The organism is Pseudomonas sp. 15C, assembly GCF_055484735.1.
In genome coordinates, this window is sequence record NZ_JBUDGD010000017.1 from 38,680 (window position 1) to 55,685 (window position 17,006).

16 protein-coding genes are annotated in these 17,006 nt (G+C 55.6%); 8 read left to right on the forward strand and 8 right to left on the reverse strand.

Going from position 1 to position 17,006, the window contains the following annotated elements; translation table 11 throughout:
* Window positions 1-295: 295 nt before the first annotated feature.
* Window positions 296-580, forward strand: coding sequence for a DUF3892 domain-containing protein (locus ACYYKW_RS11650; RefSeq protein ID WP_090284230.1), 285 nt, complete (start codon window positions 296-298; stop codon window positions 578-580).
* A gap of 187 nt (window positions 581-767) precedes the next feature.
* On the opposite strand, the gene ACYYKW_RS11655 is transcribed toward ACYYKW_RS11650, so the two are convergent.
* The 6 genes from ACYYKW_RS11655 to ACYYKW_RS11680 form a co-directional block, all read right to left on the reverse strand.
* Window positions 768-3,191 (reverse strand): AAA family ATPase, encoded by a 2,424-nt coding sequence (locus ACYYKW_RS11655; RefSeq protein ID WP_090284232.1) that lies wholly within the window; start codon window positions 3,189-3,191, stop codon window positions 768-770.
* A 295-nt stretch (window positions 3,192-3,486) separates the two neighbouring features.
* Entirely contained in the window at window positions 3,487-4,155 is a 669-nt protein-coding gene (locus tag ACYYKW_RS11660; protein ID WP_090288573.1) for a DUF2931 family protein, read from the reverse strand.
* 17 nt (window positions 4,156-4,172) lie between these two features.
* Window positions 4,173-4,829, reverse strand: a complete 657-nt coding sequence (locus ACYYKW_RS11665) for a DUF2931 family protein (RefSeq protein WP_090284234.1) — start codon at window positions 4,827-4,829, stop codon at window positions 4,173-4,175.
* A 9-nt stretch (window positions 4,830-4,838) separates the two neighbouring features.
* Entirely contained in the window at window positions 4,839-5,495 is a 657-nt protein-coding gene (locus ACYYKW_RS11670; protein WP_090284236.1) for a DUF2931 family protein, read from the reverse strand.
* On the reverse strand, window positions 5,495-7,036 hold the full coding sequence (locus tag ACYYKW_RS11675; protein WP_464990170.1) for a phospholipase effector Tle1 domain-containing protein: 1,542 nt from the start codon (window positions 7,034-7,036) through the stop codon (window positions 5,495-5,497). The genes ACYYKW_RS11670 and ACYYKW_RS11675 overlap by 1 nt, the downstream gene beginning before the upstream one ends.
* Window positions 7,037-7,172: 136 nt before the next feature.
* The gene (locus tag ACYYKW_RS11680; RefSeq protein ID WP_464990171.1) at window positions 7,173-7,535 is read right to left on the reverse strand and encodes a DUF6124 family protein; all 363 of its coding nucleotides are present in this window, start codon (window positions 7,533-7,535) and stop codon (window positions 7,173-7,175) included.
* 1,080 nt (window positions 7,536-8,615) lie between these two features.
* Between ACYYKW_RS11680 and ACYYKW_RS11685 the strand changes: the two genes are divergently transcribed.
* From ACYYKW_RS11685 to ACYYKW_RS11700, 4 genes are all read left to right on the forward strand, one after another.
* A complete protein-coding gene (locus tag ACYYKW_RS11685; protein WP_464990172.1) occupies window positions 8,616-10,016 on the forward strand; it encodes an amino acid permease in 1,401 nt (466 codons plus the stop codon).
* Window positions 10,017-10,154: 138 nt separating this feature from the next.
* Entirely contained in the window at window positions 10,155-10,988 is an 834-nt protein-coding gene (locus ACYYKW_RS11690; protein WP_464990173.1) for an oxidoreductase, read from the forward strand.
* 27 nt (window positions 10,989-11,015) lie between these two features.
* Window positions 11,016-11,957 (forward strand): AraC family transcriptional regulator, encoded by a 942-nt coding sequence (locus tag ACYYKW_RS11695; protein ID WP_464990174.1) that lies wholly within the window; start codon window positions 11,016-11,018, stop codon window positions 11,955-11,957.
* 169 nt (window positions 11,958-12,126) lie between these two features.
* Complete coding sequence (locus tag ACYYKW_RS11700; protein WP_464990175.1) at window positions 12,127-12,522, forward strand: hypothetical protein; 396 nt, start codon at window positions 12,127-12,129, stop codon at window positions 12,520-12,522.
* Between the two features lie 64 nt (window positions 12,523-12,586).
* On the opposite strand, the gene ACYYKW_RS11705 is transcribed toward ACYYKW_RS11700, so the two are convergent.
* Entirely contained in the window at window positions 12,587-12,925 is a 339-nt protein-coding gene (locus ACYYKW_RS11705; RefSeq protein WP_093100701.1) for an FKBP-type peptidyl-prolyl cis-trans isomerase, read from the reverse strand.
* Window positions 12,926-13,064: 139 nt separating this feature from the next.
* Here ACYYKW_RS11705 and ACYYKW_RS11710 point away from each other — a divergent pair, with 139 nt between their 5' ends.
* Entirely contained in the window at window positions 13,065-14,111 is a 1,047-nt protein-coding gene (locus ACYYKW_RS11710; RefSeq protein ID WP_090284250.1) for a M4 family metallopeptidase, read from the forward strand.
* A gap of 14 nt (window positions 14,112-14,125) precedes the next feature.
* Complete coding sequence (locus ACYYKW_RS11715; protein WP_093100696.1) at window positions 14,126-14,437, forward strand: protealysin inhibitor emfourin; 312 nt, start codon at window positions 14,126-14,128, stop codon at window positions 14,435-14,437.
* Between the two features lie 22 nt (window positions 14,438-14,459).
* Here ACYYKW_RS11715 and ACYYKW_RS11720 read toward each other — a convergent pair whose 3' ends face one another.
* Window positions 14,460-14,768, reverse strand: coding sequence for an RcnB family protein (locus ACYYKW_RS11720; protein ID WP_464990176.1), 309 nt, complete (start codon window positions 14,766-14,768; stop codon window positions 14,460-14,462).
* 934 nt (window positions 14,769-15,702) lie between these two features.
* Here ACYYKW_RS11720 and tcuC point away from each other — a divergent pair.
* Window positions 15,703-16,995 carry an MFS transporter gene (gene tcuC, locus ACYYKW_RS11725; protein WP_093100693.1) on the forward strand — a complete coding sequence of 431 codons (1,293 nt, stop codon included), beginning with the start codon at window positions 15,703-15,705 and terminating at the stop codon, window positions 16,993-16,995.
* The last annotated feature ends 11 nt before the right edge of the window (window positions 16,996-17,006 follow it).

Below are 17,006 nucleotides of genomic sequence, written 5' to 3' on the forward strand. Positions count from 1 at the left end.
TTCGATGGAGAGTTAATCCCAGACAAGGCTGCTTCGGCCAATAGCTTCGAGTCACGGAAGGCAGCTTTCGGCCAAAAGCTGTCATTCCGCGTGTCTACCAAAACTAAGGGCGATTCAGCGTGATGGGCGTACTGGCGTACATCGCTGCAGCGGCGAGGGACCAGGTGTTGGAGGGCAAGGAATGCCTTATAGGTCCCGAAAAACTAAAGGAGTATTGACTAGGGCATCATTAAGCCAGTACAAGAATTAGTGTAGTCAGATTGCTTAATGGTTTTATCCGTGAAAAGGAAATCAAATGGCCGACGCTCAAGTAACGTGTATTACTAAACCGAATGTAAACAGTTCCCATGAACACATCACTCATCTTGGAAATCCAACTAATCAATGGCGTTGGACTCGCGAGCAAGTGATTGCCAGCATTGATGCTGGAACGAATACTTTTTTTGTGATCGATCCGGCAAATGGTGTTCGTGCGAATATTGGAGTTGTACGCGAATCTGGTCATACGCCTTATTTGCGTACATATGCAGATGGGCAATGGAATAATAACTTGTTGTCGCTCAGTCAGTGTCCTATCTGATTAAGCACTGAATGTCCACTAATGTTATAGACATATCTGCGTGACAGCTTTTGGCCGATCAGCCGCGATCACAGACGGGAATCGGCCAGAAGCAGCCATTCACGAACTGTGCAAGAACTGTGGAAAGGGGAAAGATCTATTTCCGTTGAAAGTAGATCTGCCCCCTTTTTTCCGATTTTTATGGTGTTCAGAAGGGTATATCTGAATCTCCCTCTGGACTGTCCCTGCCTGCCAACGGAACAATCGATGCCAGTGCCGGATTGTCGGCCGGGATAGCAGATAGGCCAGGGACGAGTATGGACAGGTCCTGAGCATCAACGGCGCTAGCGACTAAGTTACCATCTACATTAGCGCTGATGCCGTCCTGAGTATCGTCCGAAAGCTCATCCGGATCGAGATCGACATAATCATCGCCCATCATCATTTTGTAGTGTGCGTCATGCTTAGCGGCTTTGAAGATCTTGAAGAAAATCTTCAAATAGCTGGCTGCCATGTTTTCACCAATAGCCACGTACAGCTCATCAGGAGCGTAATGCGAGCCATCATTGACCCAGCTGATTAGGGACTGACACTGTACCTTTTCAAGACCTTCAAATTTTCCGACCAGAACGTACGTGTCGACACCCCCCAAGATTTTGAAATAATTCTCCAAAATCCTTCGCATGGTGTTTTGCAGCGTAAGCGCTGGCACAGGAGTTTTCTTCAACTCGGCCCAAAGTAACTGGTAGGAGGTTCTGATGGGGTTGTTCGGATGAAACTCGACTACGGAGTAATCGCTAGGCTTTCGGACGATCCAGAAGGTCTCATCACTGAGGGAAGTTTCGGACTTCCGCCGTTGGTCGTAGGTAATCTCTTTGTGAAAATGGACGTTGTGGGTCAGCACCAAAATCTGTTTGAGATGGCTATCCTTCTTTCTCACCTCCGCAAATAGTTCTTTGATCAAGCTACTCACGATAAAGAGCACATCACTATCGAGACTTGAAACTGGGTCATCAATGACGACGACCCGGTCACTTGTGATGCCTGAGGTCGTAATGCTGCCTTTGAGCAGGTGGTAGAAGTACAGGAAGGTGACGAAGGATTTTTCGCCCTCGCTAAGCGTTTGCTTGGCGTCTTTGCCATCACTTCGGATAAGCCTATATGAGTTTCCTACACAGGCAGGATCGAGCGAAAAACTACGAAATCCAAAGTTTTTGAGGATCTTGTTGATGGCGATGACCGTCGGTTTCACGCTTGTCAGCGCTGTTTCAATCTTGTCAATTTCGATCTCAACAGTGTTGATATTATCCGCGGCCTTGTCCCGACTCGATGTGATGCCAACGATGGATTTCTGCAACTTGTCCTTTTCAGACGTGTAGTCGGTTAACGTATTTTTTAGCTCGGTATCGATGACATACTTCCATACCTCTCCGGTGAGCTTGTTCTGTTCAGCGGTGAAGCTAGCTACAAGGCGATTGTGCTCAGAGACTTTCACATTGGCAGCGTCGACAATCCCTAAGATGCCATCCTGAATATCCTTCAACCCCTCAAGCTCAATTTCAGAGCTTGGGCTAGAAACCTTTTTATCCACTCGATCCTTGTTTACAATAACTACAGCTTCCAAGGCTTGGATCTCAAGACTAATCTTATCTTTATCCAGATGAATACAATCCGAGAACAATAAAGCACGTGCCTGAGTCAATACCTCATCTGCAACCTGAAAATAGGTAGAACGCAGAGTAGAAACTGCCTTGGAATCAGCTTCAAACGTTTCGTCAAAGTATTCAGCCAGATTTTTCTCGAAATCATGTGGAATATTCTGTTGGCAAAACGGGCATTGCTCGTCTGTATGTTCCAGAAATCTCATACCCTGCCGAACCCAGTCGCTGTTAGCTAGCCGCTGGATAATCGCTGAGATGCTGACGTCGTCCTTACCAATTACCTTCTTGGCTAGAACTAGGCTTGTTTCGAATGCAATCAGCCGCGACAAGTTCAAGTTTGGAACAGAAGACATCTTGAAAGGTTGCTCACCATATAACACCAAGGCTCTTGCCTGGAGGTCAGCCAGGTCGACCAGAGATGAAGTATTGCTCGCATGCTCTTGCAAAACCCTAGCCTTAAAGGCCTCTTTATTATTTCTCAAGCCGGTGAAAGCACCCTTGAAGTGTTCGTCATGTTTTGTCTTTTGTTCCCAGCACCGAGCGACCAGTTTTGCTTCTAAAGAAACGAGTTCGGCGTTCTTTCCTGTCCTACCATCCTCGCCATCAAGAAGAATGACTGACTTCGTCTTCATCTGTTCGTGGCGCTTTCTTTCATCCTTTAGTAACGCTAGGCGATCAAGCTCGGCTTGCTCGGCCTTCCCCAGCGTGAAAACACCCGGCAGTTCTTTCGAGTCGGTGAAGTTAGAGGTAATGAAATCATTGTTGTAGATCATTGCCGGGATCTGGCTGTTCCTCAGCCACTTGATCCGAGAGTGCGTCGAAATGGCAGGATTTTCGATCAGCCGACTGATCGTGGTCTTGCCCGCGCCATTTGCACCGTAGAAGAAATTGATCGGTTTTAGGTTAACGATTTCTTCGGACTTGTCGGGGCTATAGGTGGCGATATTAGAAAGGCTAATCGACTCGATCATTCTTTGCGCCTATGCAGGGAGCGGAGCCAAGCTGGCGGTGCTCACTAAAATTCGAGGGTCGTGACCGCGCGGATGGCGGCCTAGCCCAAGCCTCAATTGCGTGGTGGCGATTGGCCTATCCAGCTTAGGCGCTCCGGCCAATCCTGCAAGTGAACCGCTGCTCGTTTTCGTAGACGCTGAACGACCGCATTTGGCCGTAAGCAGCCACTCAACAAACGGAGAAGCCACGGGCGTCGAAAGTGATGGCTCAAGGTACAGGCAATGCAAGCGCAGCAAGCCTGCAGATTGCTGACGCCTACCAACTCCCGTACGGAATGCCAAATTTCTCGATATATCGCTTGGACTTCTCGCTGACGGGATACGCGTATCGCCCATGAGTTTTACCCTGACTCGGCCCCATTGGCTCGATTTCTGCCTGAGCTTTGGCCACTTTGATTGGATGATGGCAGGAGTCTCTAACCCACACTTGTACGACACCTCCGGGAGCCAATCCCAAGTAGACCGAAGATATATAAGTAGCCGTCTGATCTGGAGTTTTATCGCATCGTTGGTTGACCGACGTCAGCATCAGTTGTCTTGCTTCCTCAGGTATGTCTATCCAAGCGCGGTAAGTCTGAGGTTCTACGATGGATTGCCAGCGAACAAAAATCCGTTTCGGGAGATCAGCCCCCACCACTGCTTTCGCTGAGCTGCCCACACCGTGCCAACCTCGCGCCGACTCTGTTCCATCTTCTGGTTGCCCGCCCGACGCGGATCCGCCGCCCGTGCGCAGAAACGTCTTGCCCTTGATATCTTCTACGGCAGTATCTTCAACCCAAACCTTCATGTAGTTGGGCTCGGTAAATCCGAGTTCCCACCAGGGGGATTTGGGGTCGTGTTTGGCCGAGAGTGGCTGGGCATGACAACCAACTATCAACAGTGCGCACAGCGAGACTGAAAATAGCTTGGTTAAAAGGGCGTGCAGTTCGGCGCCTGACACCACTACCAACTCCCGTATGGGATCCCGTATTTTTCGATATACCGCTTTGCCTTGTCACTCTCTGGATAGGCATAACGACCGCCGTTCTTGCCCCGTTCCGGACCCAACGGATCGATTTCGCCTTGCCCTCTCGCGACCTTGACTGGATGGTGGCAGGAATCTCTAACCCAAACTTGCACCACGCCGCCTGGAGCAAGACCTAGATAAACTGAAGCAATGTAGCTTGCGGTCCTGTCGGGCTTCTCCGCGCAACGTTGATTTGTGGACGCCACCATTATTCGCCTGGCTTCTTCCGGAATATCCACCCACGCTTGCCAGGTTTTCTGTTCAACGATCGATTGCCAGCGAACGTAAATACGCATGGGCAGATCGGCCCCGATGACTTTTCTGCCGCTACCACCTACGCCAGTCCAGCCACGCGCAGACTCTGATCCATCGTCAGGCTCTCCCCCGGCGGCCGTACCTGCTCCGGTTTTGAAAAAAACCTTACCTGTGATGTCGTGTACGGAGCTGTCTTCCACCCACACCTTCATATAGTCAGGCTCTGTAAAAGCCAGCTCCCACCATTCGGATTTAGGATCATTTTTGGCTGAAAGCGGATCAGTGGACTGGCAACCGCAGACGAAAAGCGCGCACAAAGCGATAACAAGCTTCTTCATCGTTTTGGCTTACCAACTTCCATAAGGAATGCCGTATTTTTCGATGTAGCGCTTTGCCTTTTCACTTATAGGGTAAGCGTACTGACCTCCATTCTTTCCCAAGTCTGGTCCCAGCGGTTCCAATTCGGCTTGGGCGCGCGCTACCTTTACTGGGCGCCGACATAGGTCTCTGACCCACACTTGAACCACGCCCCCCGGCGCGAGCCCCAAATAGACAGACGCCATGAACCGTGCTGTCTTCTCTGGTGTTTCCGGGCACCGTTGGTGAGTAGACCTCACCATCACTTGTCTGGCCTCCTCGGGAATATCCACCCAAGCCCGATAGGTTTTTTGTTCAGGTATCGATTGCCAGCGGACAAAAATCCGCTTGGGCAAACCCGCCCCGATAACGGGTTTGCCTGTACCTCCAACACCTATCCAACCGCGGGCAGATTCTTCTTCATCATTTGGTTCTGCTCCGCTGGCGTTCCCACCTCCCGCTCGCTGGAAGGTTTTACCTTCTATATCTTCCACAGAGCTGTCCTCAACCCACACATTCATGAAATTGGGTTTGACGAAGGCGAGCTCCCACCAAGGGTACTTAGGATCAGCTTCACCTGAGTTAGAACTCGTTGCGTGACAGCCGGTGAAAGCCAAAACGCCCAATATCGCTACTAGTACTCTCATTACCAAAGCTTCCAATCAGGTACGTGAGGGTGATGCACACGAATGCCGTCGTCGGTTGGAGCGTTTATGTAAACAACTTTCAAGCCGCTACCGTCCCGTCGTCCTTGTGGATGGTTCCAGTTGGCAGAAGTATGGATGTACTTAAGCTTCAGCAATAGCTCTTCTTCTGCGGTAGTGCTGTTGTCACCCGCAATGAACCTGTCGCAGATCGATTGCAACTCTTGTGGAACGGCATATTCGGCTCGCCCGGGAATATCGGTGAAGGGAACACCTCTTTCTTTGGCCATTTGATACATCAATCTCAAATAAATATTTGAGAGCTTGCCACTGACTGGACGCCTGAGTAGTAGGCCAGCGTACACGCGTTTCTGTTTGGGACCGAACCGATCTTGTGGATCGGGCGGCAAAGCAAGCGCGGTGGGAGTTACGATTTCCAGCAGGTCCGCAGGCCATCCTTTGGCTATCCACTGACTTTTTACCAGTGCAGCATCCTTATAGATCGAGGTAGTTCTTACATCAGTGTTGCTCCAGACATCAAGTTTTTGCATGGGACTCACCACAACGCACTCCTCGATTTCATCGAGATAGCTCCCACCGATATCTGAGTGGACACCAGGAAATTCGTATTCCGGAAAGTCAGGTTTCACACTACTGAGGGCAAAATTAGCCCGGCGTTCATCGCGAGCAACTAAATGGACGACATCCTTGAAAAAACGAGGGTCAAGATAGAGTTTTATGCCTGGCGCGATTGGGCTTTTCACCATACCGAAGTTAGTTAGGCCAGCAATTGACGGCACTGTATCGAACAGCCCGATAAAACCCATGTTGATACTGCCACCGTACTGATCAACAAATGTACGGCTGAAATTACTAGAGTAAATGGTTAACAGCTCTCGTAACGGACCTTGCTTACCTCTCACTATTTCATTTGAAAAATGACGAGCCGCCGCTGCGCCGCGGCTGAAGCCAAAGGTATCAAAGGTTATAGATGTAATTTCCGCATCTGGATTTTCTTGAAGGGTATCTTCAATGACTTGTTTGATAAAAGTGAAGGACGTCTGTACTCGCCCCGCTACACCGGTTTCCCCTCGCCCCGTACCTTGACCGAACAAACTATCTTGCTCGTTGGATTGAGTGCCAATTCCTTCGATATACAAAGGTCGAGAGACTTTTTTTAACGAGCCCTCGCCCTCAGCAACCGGAGCTTCGTGATACAGGTCTGCGAGTTTTTTTATGTTCGTCGCACCAGCACCATAACTGCTATCCGGATCCTTCATGTAGGGCTGACAGCTCGCCGGAATATCCTCCGGCGCAATCGGATGCTGCGCCCCACACAGCAATCCAGCCGCTGTGTTATTCGCATTATTCCCCGTCCCATCAAAAAACACTCCAATCCGCAGCGCTATCCCAACCTTCTCAGGCTCGGGCGCTGGTTCTTTGCCGTGTTTTTCGTATTCCGCCCAGTGCTGGGCGTGGAGGTCGACGGGTTTGGCTTGTTCGTAGCGGTAGTTTTTCGGGGGGTTGGGTACGTAGCCACTCATCCTTGTTTCCTTGGTCCTGATCCTTGAGAACGGCGCGAAGCGTGACAGTCGGGGCTTGGCGGCGCAAGGCGTGGCGGTGTGCCAGCGCGGTTTGTTTCGGTGTTTCGACGAGGGTTTCCCCTCGTCGTTGTTGTTGTCAGCTGGTGACCTCTACGTTGTCGAGTGCCTGATTGACCGCGAGCTCGCCGAGCATCACGACCTGGGCGATGCCCAATGCGGTTTTGCGGTGTTGGGGGTCGAGCATCGCGGCGAAGTTGACCAGCATTTCGCTGGCCGAGCCGAGGGTTTCGCTGGCGTTGGCGAGCAGGGATTCGCTGTCGAATTTCGGGTTGGCGAGGTACATGCGTTCGGGTTCGTTGACGCTGGACATGATCTGGCTGGCGGGTTTGAGGTAGTGGTCGAGGGCGCGTTCGGCGGCTTGGTGGAAGCGCTTGGAATCTGGGGACTCGTAAGGGGATGCGGGGTCGGTTTCGGGTGGGTTGGGCGTCACATTGAACATGGTGAAACTCCTAGTTGAGAAAAAGGAGCCTTCACATTCGCTACCAAACGAAGGTGGCGGCCATACGCGGGTTGGTAGACCGGTAACTAGGACCCGGCACACCCGAAGGTGTCCTGCGCATGGCCACCATTGAGCAGAGACCTGATGAGGTCTGCGAACGGTTCGCGATGCGACTAGTTATGACGGGCTACCAAACCCGATCACTGCTTTTTCAGTGACCGCCAAACGATAGAACCCGCGCCCTAGACGCACAAGCCGGCGGATTCTGGCGTAGTCGTAGGTAACGGCGCAAGGCGTTGTAGGGTTTGGGTGATGTGCGTATTTCTCTTTTAAACAAATGCTGGATTTTGCGTTTAGTGCTTTGCTGGATCGTTTTGCCCTCGCCTGTTTGTGAACAGGTATCGCCCATTGGGCCACATCGGACGGTGGCAATTCGGATGTTGTGGCGGGCGCTGAAATGGCTGCCCTCACCCTAGCCCTCTCCCGGAGGGAGAGGGAACCGATTGGGGGAGATTGGAGAGCTTCGTCGTCCTGACAACCAGTGCACTTCAAACAATCCAGGACGGTGGCGATTCGGAAGTTGTGGCGGGTGCTGAAATGGCTGCCCTCACCCTAGCCCTCTCCCGGAGGGAGAGGGAACCGATTGGGGGAGATTGATGAGAATCGTCGGTCTGGACGGTCGATTGTGAATCCAGAAACGATAGGATCGCTCAGATTTATCGAGAGCGGATGCCCGCTCGGTCGACCTCCCTACACCCGCAGGAAAATCAAATTGATCTGTAAATATCCTCAGCTCTCTGTCCTCCTACAAACCCCATGACCAACCAGTTCTCACTTCAAACAATCCCCCACCCCAATGTCGATAACAGACACAACCGTGGCGTGATCAGGCATCTGGTTTCGCGTACAAGCCGGGTAAGGTGACGCAGCTTTTGCGCAAAACTCCCGTCCATCGAGGCGGATTCGATAAGCACTGCGACGTTCGAGAGGGGCCATTTAGAGCTGTTCAGCCAACATCAGCGGTAATCGCTCGGCCCTTTTCATTCGCTTGAACGTCGATCAGCAGAGAACAAGAAAACAATGATCAGCCCCACCTCCAAGGATTCGACTGGCCACTTGGCGCAGGGCTTCAAGCCTCGTCATGTGACGATGCTGTCCATCGCCGGGATCATCGGCGCCGGTTTGTTTGTTGGTTCCGGGCATGCCATTGCGGCGGCCGGGCCGGCGGTGTTGCTGGCTTATCTGTTTTCCGGGCTACTGGTGGTGCTGGTCATGCGCATGCTCGGCGAGATGGCGGTGGCCAATCCGGACACCGGTTCGTTTTCCACCTATGCCGATCAGGCCATCGGGCGCTGGGCCGGGTTTACGATTGGCTGGCTTTACTGGTGGTTCTGGGTGCTGGTGATTCCGATTGAAGCGTTGGCGGCCGGGCATGTGTTGCATCAGTGGTTTCCGCAGGTCGATGCCTGGCTGTTCGCGCTGGGCTCGATCATTGCGCTGGTGGTGACCAACCTGTTCAGCGTGTCGAAATACGGCGAGTTCGAGTTCTGGTTTGCCATGGCCAAGGTGGTGGCGATAATCGGCTTTATCGGCGTTGGTTTTGCGGTGTTGATGGGCTGGATTCCCGACCGTGAAGTCAGCGGTTTGAGTGGCCTGATGGCGGCGCACGGCGGGTTTGCGCCGAACGGTTTGTCGGCGGTGGTCGGTGCGTTCATTACCATCATGTTCAGTTTCATCGGCACCGAAGCGGTGACCATCGCCGCGGCGGAATCGAATAACCCGGCGCAGAACATTGCCAAGGCCACACGCTCGGTGATCTGGCGCATCGGCGTGTTTTATCTGCTGTCGATCTTCGTGGTGATTTCGGTAGTGCCGTGGAATGACCCGCTGCTGGCCTCGATCGGGTCCTATCAGCGGGCGCTGGAAATCATGAACATTCCGCATGCCAAATTCATGGTCGATGTGGTTGTGCTGATCGCGGTGGCGAGCTGCATGAACTCGTCGATCTACATCGCCTCGCGCATGCTCTATTCGCTGGGTCGGCGTGGCGATGCGCCGAAGGCGTTGAAAGTGACCTCGTCCGAAGGTGTGCCGCGTGCGGCGGTCATCGCCAGCACCGTGCTCGGCGCGGCGATCACCGTGTGGAGCTACGTGATGCCGGCCGGGCTGTTTGAATTTCTGCTGGCCAGCTCCGGCGCGATTGCCTTGCTGGTGTACCTGGCAATCGCCGTGTCGCAACTGCGCATGCGGCGGATGTTGCGTCGGCAGAACGTCGAGTTGACGTTCCGCATGTGGCTGTTTCCGTGGCTGACCTGGCTGGTGATTGTGTTCATCTGCGCCGCGCTGGCGGTGATGATGATTACCCCGGAACACCGCACCGAAGTGAGCACGACGATTGGTCTGGCGCTGGCAATATCGTTTATCGGTTTGCTGACATCACGACATCCTGCGCAGACGGTCAGTGTCACGCCTGCCGGGTGAACATGTGCCGCAGTAAATCCGGCACCGCCGCAAAATCTTGCTGATAGGAACAGGCAATACACAGATCCGATTCGGCATCGTCGCCCGCCCTCCTTCGCCCTAGCATGATCGCACCTTGTCTGTTTTGGAGTGTGCGACATGAAGACTGCAAAAACCCTGTTCATCACCGGTGTCAGCAGCGGCTTCGGCCAGGCGCTGGCGAGGGAGGCACTCGCCGAGGGCCACCGGGTGATTGGCACGGTGCGCAGCGAATCCGCCGTAGCGACGTTCGAGGCGCTGGCGCCGGAACGGGCCCATGGCTTGGTGTTGGACGTGACCGATTTCGAAGCGATTGATACGGTGGTCGCCGCCGTTGAAAAACGTTACGGGCCGGTGGATGTGCTGGTGAACAACGCCGGTTACGGTCACGAAGGGGTTTTCGAGGAATCGCCGCTGGCGGAAATGCGCCGGCAGTTCGATGTGAATGTGTTTGGCGCAGTGGCGGTAACCAAGGCTTTTGTGCCGTATTTCCGCCAGCGTCGTGCCGGGCATATCGTCAACATCACTTCCATGGGCGGCTACATCACCATGCCCGGCATCGCCTATTACTGCGGCAGCAAATTCGCTTTGGAAGGGATTTCCGACACCCTGAGCAAAGAGCTCGCCCCCTTCAATATTTTCGTCACGGCAGTGGCGCCGGGGTCTTTTCGCACCGACTGGGCCGGCCGCTCGATGCAGCGCACGCCGCGCAGCATCAGCGACTACGATGCCAGCTTCGACCCGGTGCGCAAGGCCCGCGAAGAGAAAAGCGGCCAACAGCTCGGCGATCCGCACAAAGCCGCACGAGCCATGCTGACGCTGATCGCCAGCCCTGCCCCGCCGGCGCATCTGCTGTTGGGCAGCGATGCCGTCGCGCTGGTGCGTGACAAGTTACAGCGCACGGCGGAGAGTATTGAGCAATGGCACGCGCTCAGTTGCTCTACCGATGGCTGAGCAGTCGCGTGAAAAAAGGTGCGGTGAATGGCGAAATCCGAAGACCTGACGACGGCGCGCATGGTGCAACTGATGAGCGAACTGGCGCCGCTCGAGGGCTACAACCTGAGCGTGCTCGACGACGTGCGGTTTCTGCGTTCCAACCGCCCGTTGACGCGCACGCCGGTGCTGTATGAGCCGGGTATCGTGATCCTCTGTCAGGGCCAGAAACGCGGCTATCTGGGCGACGAAATCTACGTCTACGACGCCCAGCATTATCTGGTGGTGTCCGTGCCGGTGCCGTTCAGCATGGAAACCGATGCCAGCGAGGATCAGCCGATGCTCGCGGTGTATCTACGTCTGGATTTCGCCCTCGCCGGCGAGCTGATTCAACAAGTCGATGAGGTCCGCGGCTTCGACGCCACGGTGCCACGCGGCATGTACGCCTCGCCCATGGATGATGCGCTGCGCGAGTCGACCTTGCGCTTTCTGCAAATAATGAACGACCGTAACGACGGGCAAATCATCGGCCCGGCGATGTTGCGCGAGCTCTACTACCGCATCCTCACCGGCGCCCAGGGCGGCACGCTGCGCGCGGCCATTGCCCAGCAGGGACAGTTCGGCAAAGTGACCCGCGCGATCCATAAAATCCACAGCTGTTATCACGAGCATCTCGACGTCGAAGCGCTCGCCGAAGAAGCGCAGATGAGCGTGCCGAATTTTCACCTGCACTTTCGCAAGGTCACCGACACCTCACCGATGCAGTACCTCAAATCGACGCGCTTGCATCAGGCGCGGTTATTAATGCTGCGTAACGACTTCACCGCCGCCCGCTCAGCGTTCCTGGTCGGCTACGAAAGCGCCTCGCAATTCAGCCGCGACTTCAAACGTTTTTTCGGCCGCACCCCGCTGGCGGAGTTGGCGTGGATGAAACGCACGTATGCGTTGCCGGCACCGAATACGCCTTCGCTGTTTGTGTCGTCGCATTGAGAAGACAAGGTATCCGCCTTAGTGGGGCTGAGGGAGCCGGCCCTTTCGGAAACAGGCCACCTGTTTTTTTACACTTGTAACGACGCGCGAATCTCAGACCCGTCCTACATCCTTTGAATGCCCTTTGATATAGCGTCCGCCTCGTTTTGTAAAACGAACAAGGACGCTCATGGTGCGCAGAAAAGACATACCCAAAGTACAAAATCCACCTGCGGGTGATGGGCACCAAGTGAGTCTGATTTATCAAGATCCATCTATGAGTCACGCGGACGCCAAAAGACTTCTTGGCAGCGACACGGATGCGGACGTGATCGCTGCACTCGTATCAATTGGCCTGAATGAAAGTGACGGAAACTGGGCTCAGAATATTTGCCTTGAATATCTGACCCATAATTCCGAGGCGATTATCGCCGCTGCGGTCACCTCCATTGGCCACATCGCTCGCCGTCATGGGGTAATGGAGACTGAGAGAGTTTTCCTTGCACTCGAATCAGTCAGGCACGAACATCCTTCTCTGGAAGGAATAGTCGATGACACGCTCGATGATATCGACGCGTTCACCTGACCGACTCAAGCCATATCTCACCTGGATGAAGTACCCGCTTCATCCAGCGTAATTTTTCTGAAACTCAATCCTCCCGCGTCAAAACCTCCAGCAACTCGATCTCGAACACCAGATCCGAGTTCGGCGGAATCTTGCCCATCGTCCGTTCGCCGTAGCCCAGATGCGCCGGCACCAGCAATTTGCGTTTGCCACCGACCTGCATGCCCATCAGGCCCTGATCCCAGCCTTTGATCACCCGCCCCGTGCCGATCACGCACTGAAAAGGTTTGCCGCGGCTCCAGGAGGAGTCGAACTCGGTGCCGTCTGGCAGCCAGCCGGTGTACTGGGTGGTGATCAGCGCGCCTTTGACGGCGGCTTTGCCGTCGCCCGGTTGCAGGTCGATGATTTGCAGTTCTTCTGACATGTGGTTGACTCGTTAAGAATGGCCCTGATGGCGCGGACGGTTTTTTCGCAGAATTGCGCGTCGATGGCAATCGATGGAACCGAAATTCGCGCCGCGGCTCACATGGATATCGACATCGTATGACGACAAGGATGCTTTGATGACCGACTCTCGTTTGCTGCGCAGTTTTATCCCGCCTTACATCCTCAACCGAATCATTGCCCATGGTTCGGAGCCGCAACGCAACGCGGCGATGCAGACGCTCAACCATGTACGCAGCCTGTTGCCCAACCCCGGCCGACCTTCGCAGCCGCCGGCGCGGGCGGTGTTGCCGCAGGCGACCAAACCGGGCCTGGCCCGGCGCAGCGTGCACGATGCGCAGAACAAGATGCTCCTGCCGGGCATGCCGGTACGCCTCGAAGGCCAGCCGCCGTCAGGAGACCCGGCGGTCGACGAAGCTTACGACGCGCTGGGCGCCAGCTATGATTTCTTCTGGAAAGTGCTCGGGCGCGACTCGATCGACAATCAGGGTTTTGCGCTGATCGGCAGCGTGCATTACGGCCAGGGTTACGAAAACGCATTCTGGAACGGCGCGCAAATGGTCTTCGGTGACGGCGACGGCGAAATCTTCCAGCGCTTCACCCGCTCCCTCGACGTAATCGCCCACGAACTGGCGCACGGCGTCACCGAGAGTGAGGCTGGTTTGATTTACGCCAATCAATCAGGGGCACTGAACGAATCGCTGTCGGACGTGTTTGGCGTGCTCACCAAGCAATACATCCTCGGTCACACGGTCGAACAGGCCGACTGGTTGATCGGCGCCGACCTGCTGATGCCGAAAATCCAGGGCAAGGGCTTGCGCTCGATGTCGCACCCCGGCACCGCGTACGACGACCCCTTGCTGGGTAAGGACCCCCAACCGGAACACATGCGCAAATTCGTCATCACCAGCGAAGACAATGGCGGCGTGCACATCAACTCCGGCATCCCCAACCGCGCGTTCTATCTGGCGGCTCGGGCACTGGGCGGCTTCGCCTGGGAAAAGGCCGGACGGATCTGGTACGACACGCTGTGCGATGATCGCTTGAGCCAGGACGCCACATTCGACGCGTTCGCAAAACTGACCATCGACCACGCCGGCCAGCGCTTCGGCGCCAAGGAAGTTGAAGCGGTGCAGCAGGCCTGGGCACAGGTCGGTGTCGAATAAACTGAGGAGGCTGTATGAAAACGCTACCCGATTTAGGTGACGATTCCGTTTTGCGTGTCTCTCGCCAGGGTGGCGTCGCCGCGATTCACAGCCTGAGCCGCCCGCGCGAAATCGAATTCGCGCAATGCGACATCAGCCAACGTTCACGCATCTGCTCGGTCCTCGAAGGCTGCCTGCCTTTGGACAGCAGCGACTCCGGACGCGGGGACCAGCGCTTCTATCAGATTGAAGTGCGTTACAAGTCAGGGGAAATGTTGCTGAAAGTGCCCGAGGACCGGGCACCGGGGGAACTGGTGCATCTGTGGGACAAGGGAGAGCTTCTGTAAACGCTCTCCCGGCATTCCGTGTTTAACGCTCGACCGGCTGCATCTCGACAATCGTGCCGTTGGTGATCATCACCATCACGTATTTATCGTTGATCTGCACCCACTGCGCCTGTTCGATTGGCGCCTTCAGACCTCTGGCCTTCCAGTTCTGCAACGCCTTGTCCTTGCGCTGATACATCTCCGGCGCGCGGTCGTTGACCTTCAACTGACGATCGCTGGTCGGCGATTGAACGGAAGGATCGCTTGAGGTTTGCGCCGCTTGAACAAGGGGGCTGATCCCGGCAATGCCGGCAACCAGCGCCAGACTGGCGATAAGGGTCTTGCTGTTCATCGGTGAACCTCCTGAATTGGGTAGTACCTGAACTCCGACTGCGTGGGGCGGGAATCATTCCTTTTTTTGCCTGGGGGCGGCGGTAAGGGGAGCGTGCATCTGCCAGATGTTTGGTTGGCTGCAAGGCCGTCATCGCTTGCAGGCAAGCTCCCACATGGATCAGGTGCAACCACAAATCCGAGTGTCAGCTTGCCTGCTGGTGCTCTTGATGCACTGCCGTCGGCTCAAGATCAAAAGCAAAATCAAGAGCCCCTCACCCTAGCCCTCTCCCGACGGGAGAGGGGACTGACCGAGGCGGATGCGAGAGATACGCCGACGTGAAATACCGAGTCGAACGCGAATTGCAAACGTAAAATACCGGTCGTACGCCAACATCAAAGCCAAAGCAGGTCGGCTCCCTCTCCAGGGGGAGAGGGCTGGGGAGGGGCAGCCACAGCGCAAATCCCAAGCCGACCACCCGCTTCTAACCACTCAACAATGAGCGTTAGCTCGCGTGCTTTTGATCTTGCTTTTGACTCACCAGCGACGTCGGAAGGCTGAGCGGAGGGATTGATCCGGGGGTGGGAGCGCAGCGACCGTCTGGCGCAGCCAGACACAGCGGAAGTAGGTGCAGCGAAGCAAACCGTAGCCGCTGCGCCCGGATCAATCCCGCAGCGAAGGAACCCGAGCCTGCGAGGGCCGTACGTAGGAGCAAGCGTTTTTTGCTTACTTTTTTTGGCGTTTGAAAAAAAGTGAGTCGCCGTCAGGCGAAACCGCCAGCCGCAGCACCCGAAGCAACGGATATGTACTCAAAACAGATTGATCCGCCCCGAACATCAATCCATGCCAACAATGCAATTAACAGATTGTTACATCTGCGCCACCATCCACCTCAATAAAAACCGTGCGCCGCCCTCCCGTAGCGCACGTCATAAAAGCGGTGGAGTCCTTTACTATGACAGCCTCAATCCCACACGGCGGCTCGCGCGCCGGTGCCATTTTCCGAGTCACCTCGGGCAACTTCCTCGAACAGTTCGACTTCTTCCTGTTCGGCTTCTACGCCACACAGATCGCCGCGGTATTCTTCCCGGCAAGCAGTGAATTCGCCTCCCTGATGATGACCTTCGCCGTGTTCGGCGCAGGCTTCCTCATGCGCCCGCTCGGTGCCATCGTGCTCGGTGCCTACATCGACGACGTCGGCCGGCGCAAAGGCCTGATCGTCACCCTGTCGATCATGGCCAGCGGCACGATATTGATCGTGCTGGTGCCCGGATACGAAACCATCGGCCTGTTCGCCCCGGCGCTGGTATTGATCGGCCGGCTCCTGCAAGGCTTCTCGGCCGGTGCGGAACTGGGCGGTGTGTCGGTTTACCTGTCGGAAATCGCCACGCCCGGTCGCAAGGGTTTCTTCACCGCATGGCAATCGGCAAGTCAGCAAGTGGCGATCATCGTCGCCGCCGCACTCGGCTATGGCCTGAACCAGTGGATGGCGCCGCAGGCGATCGCCGATTGGGGCTGGCGCATTCCGTTTTTCGTCGGTTGCATGATCGTCCCGTTCATCTTTTTCCTGCGCCGCAACCTGGCGGAAACCGAAGAGTTCGCGGCGCGCAAACACCGTCCGAGCATGGGCGAAGTGTTCCGCACCCTCGGCCAGAACTGGGGCGTGGTGCTGGGCGGCATGTTGATGGTCGCGCTGACCACCACGGCGTTTTACCTGATCACCGTGTACGCGCCGACTTTCGGTAAAACCGTGCTGCACCTGAGCACTTCCGACGCGCTGCTGGTGACGCTGCTGGTCGGCGTTTCGAACTTCTTCTGGCTGCCGATTGGCGGCGCGCTGTCCGATCGCATCGGCCGTCGCCCGGTGCTGATCGCGATGGCGTTGCTGGCGCTGGCCACGACCTATCCGGCGCTGTCGTTTCTGGTGCAGTCGCCAAGCTTCACCAACATGCTGCTGTCGCTGCTGTGGCTGTCGTTCATCTACGGCCTGTACAACGGCGCAATGATTCCGGCCCTCACCGAGATCATGCCGGTGGAAGTGCGCGTCGCCGGTTTCTCCTTGGCCTACAGCCTGGCCACGGCGATCTTCGGCGGGTTCACCCCGGCGATGTCGACCTTCCTGATCCAGTACACCGGCGACAAAGCCGCGCCGGGTTACTGGATGAGCATCGGTGCGCTGTGTGCGTTGTGCGCCACCCTTTATCTGTACCGCCGTGCCGGTGGTCGTCTGCAACCTGTCGCGGCCTGAGGAAAACCTGC

What these genes read in the sequence shown, in the direction of transcription:
- ACYYKW_RS11650 (WP_090284230.1), top strand. Translation starts at nt 296, where the DNA reads ATGGCCGACGCTCAAGTAACGTGTATTACTAAACCGAATGTAAACAGT.
- ACYYKW_RS11655 (WP_090284232.1), bottom strand. Translation starts at nt 3,191, where the DNA reads ATGATCGAGTCGATTAGCCTTTCTAATATCGCCACCTATAGCCCCGAC.
- ACYYKW_RS11665 (WP_090284234.1), bottom strand. Translation starts at nt 4,829, where the DNA reads ATGAAGAAGCTTGTTATCGCTTTGTGCGCGCTTTTCGTCTGCGGTTGC.
- ACYYKW_RS11670 (WP_090284236.1), bottom strand. Translation starts at nt 5,495, where the DNA reads ATGAGAGTACTAGTAGCGATATTGGGCGTTTTGGCTTTCACCGGCTGT.
- ACYYKW_RS11675 (WP_464990170.1), bottom strand. Translation starts at nt 7,036, where the DNA reads ATGAGTGGCTACGTACCCAACCCCCCGAAAAACTACCGCTACGAACAA.
- ACYYKW_RS11680 (WP_464990171.1), bottom strand. Translation starts at nt 7,535, where the DNA reads ATGTTCAATGTGACGCCCAACCCACCCGAAACCGACCCCGCATCCCCT.
- ACYYKW_RS11685 (WP_464990172.1), top strand. Translation starts at nt 8,616, where the DNA reads ATGATCAGCCCCACCTCCAAGGATTCGACTGGCCACTTGGCGCAGGGC.
- ACYYKW_RS11690 (WP_464990173.1), top strand. Translation starts at nt 10,155, where the DNA reads ATGAAGACTGCAAAAACCCTGTTCATCACCGGTGTCAGCAGCGGCTTC.
- ACYYKW_RS11695 (WP_464990174.1), top strand. Translation starts at nt 11,016, where the DNA reads ATGGCGAAATCCGAAGACCTGACGACGGCGCGCATGGTGCAACTGATG.
- ACYYKW_RS11700 (WP_464990175.1), top strand. Translation starts at nt 12,127, where the DNA reads ATGGTGCGCAGAAAAGACATACCCAAAGTACAAAATCCACCTGCGGGT.
- ACYYKW_RS11705 (WP_093100701.1), bottom strand. Translation starts at nt 12,925, where the DNA reads ATGTCAGAAGAACTGCAAATCATCGACCTGCAACCGGGCGACGGCAAA.
- ACYYKW_RS11710 (WP_090284250.1), top strand. Translation starts at nt 13,065, where the DNA reads ATGACCGACTCTCGTTTGCTGCGCAGTTTTATCCCGCCTTACATCCTC.
- ACYYKW_RS11715 (WP_093100696.1), top strand. Translation starts at nt 14,126, where the DNA reads ATGAAAACGCTACCCGATTTAGGTGACGATTCCGTTTTGCGTGTCTCT.
- ACYYKW_RS11720 (WP_464990176.1), bottom strand. Translation starts at nt 14,768, where the DNA reads ATGAACAGCAAGACCCTTATCGCCAGTCTGGCGCTGGTTGCCGGCATT.
- tcuC (WP_093100693.1), top strand. Translation starts at nt 15,703, where the DNA reads ATGACAGCCTCAATCCCACACGGCGGCTCGCGCGCCGGTGCCATTTTC.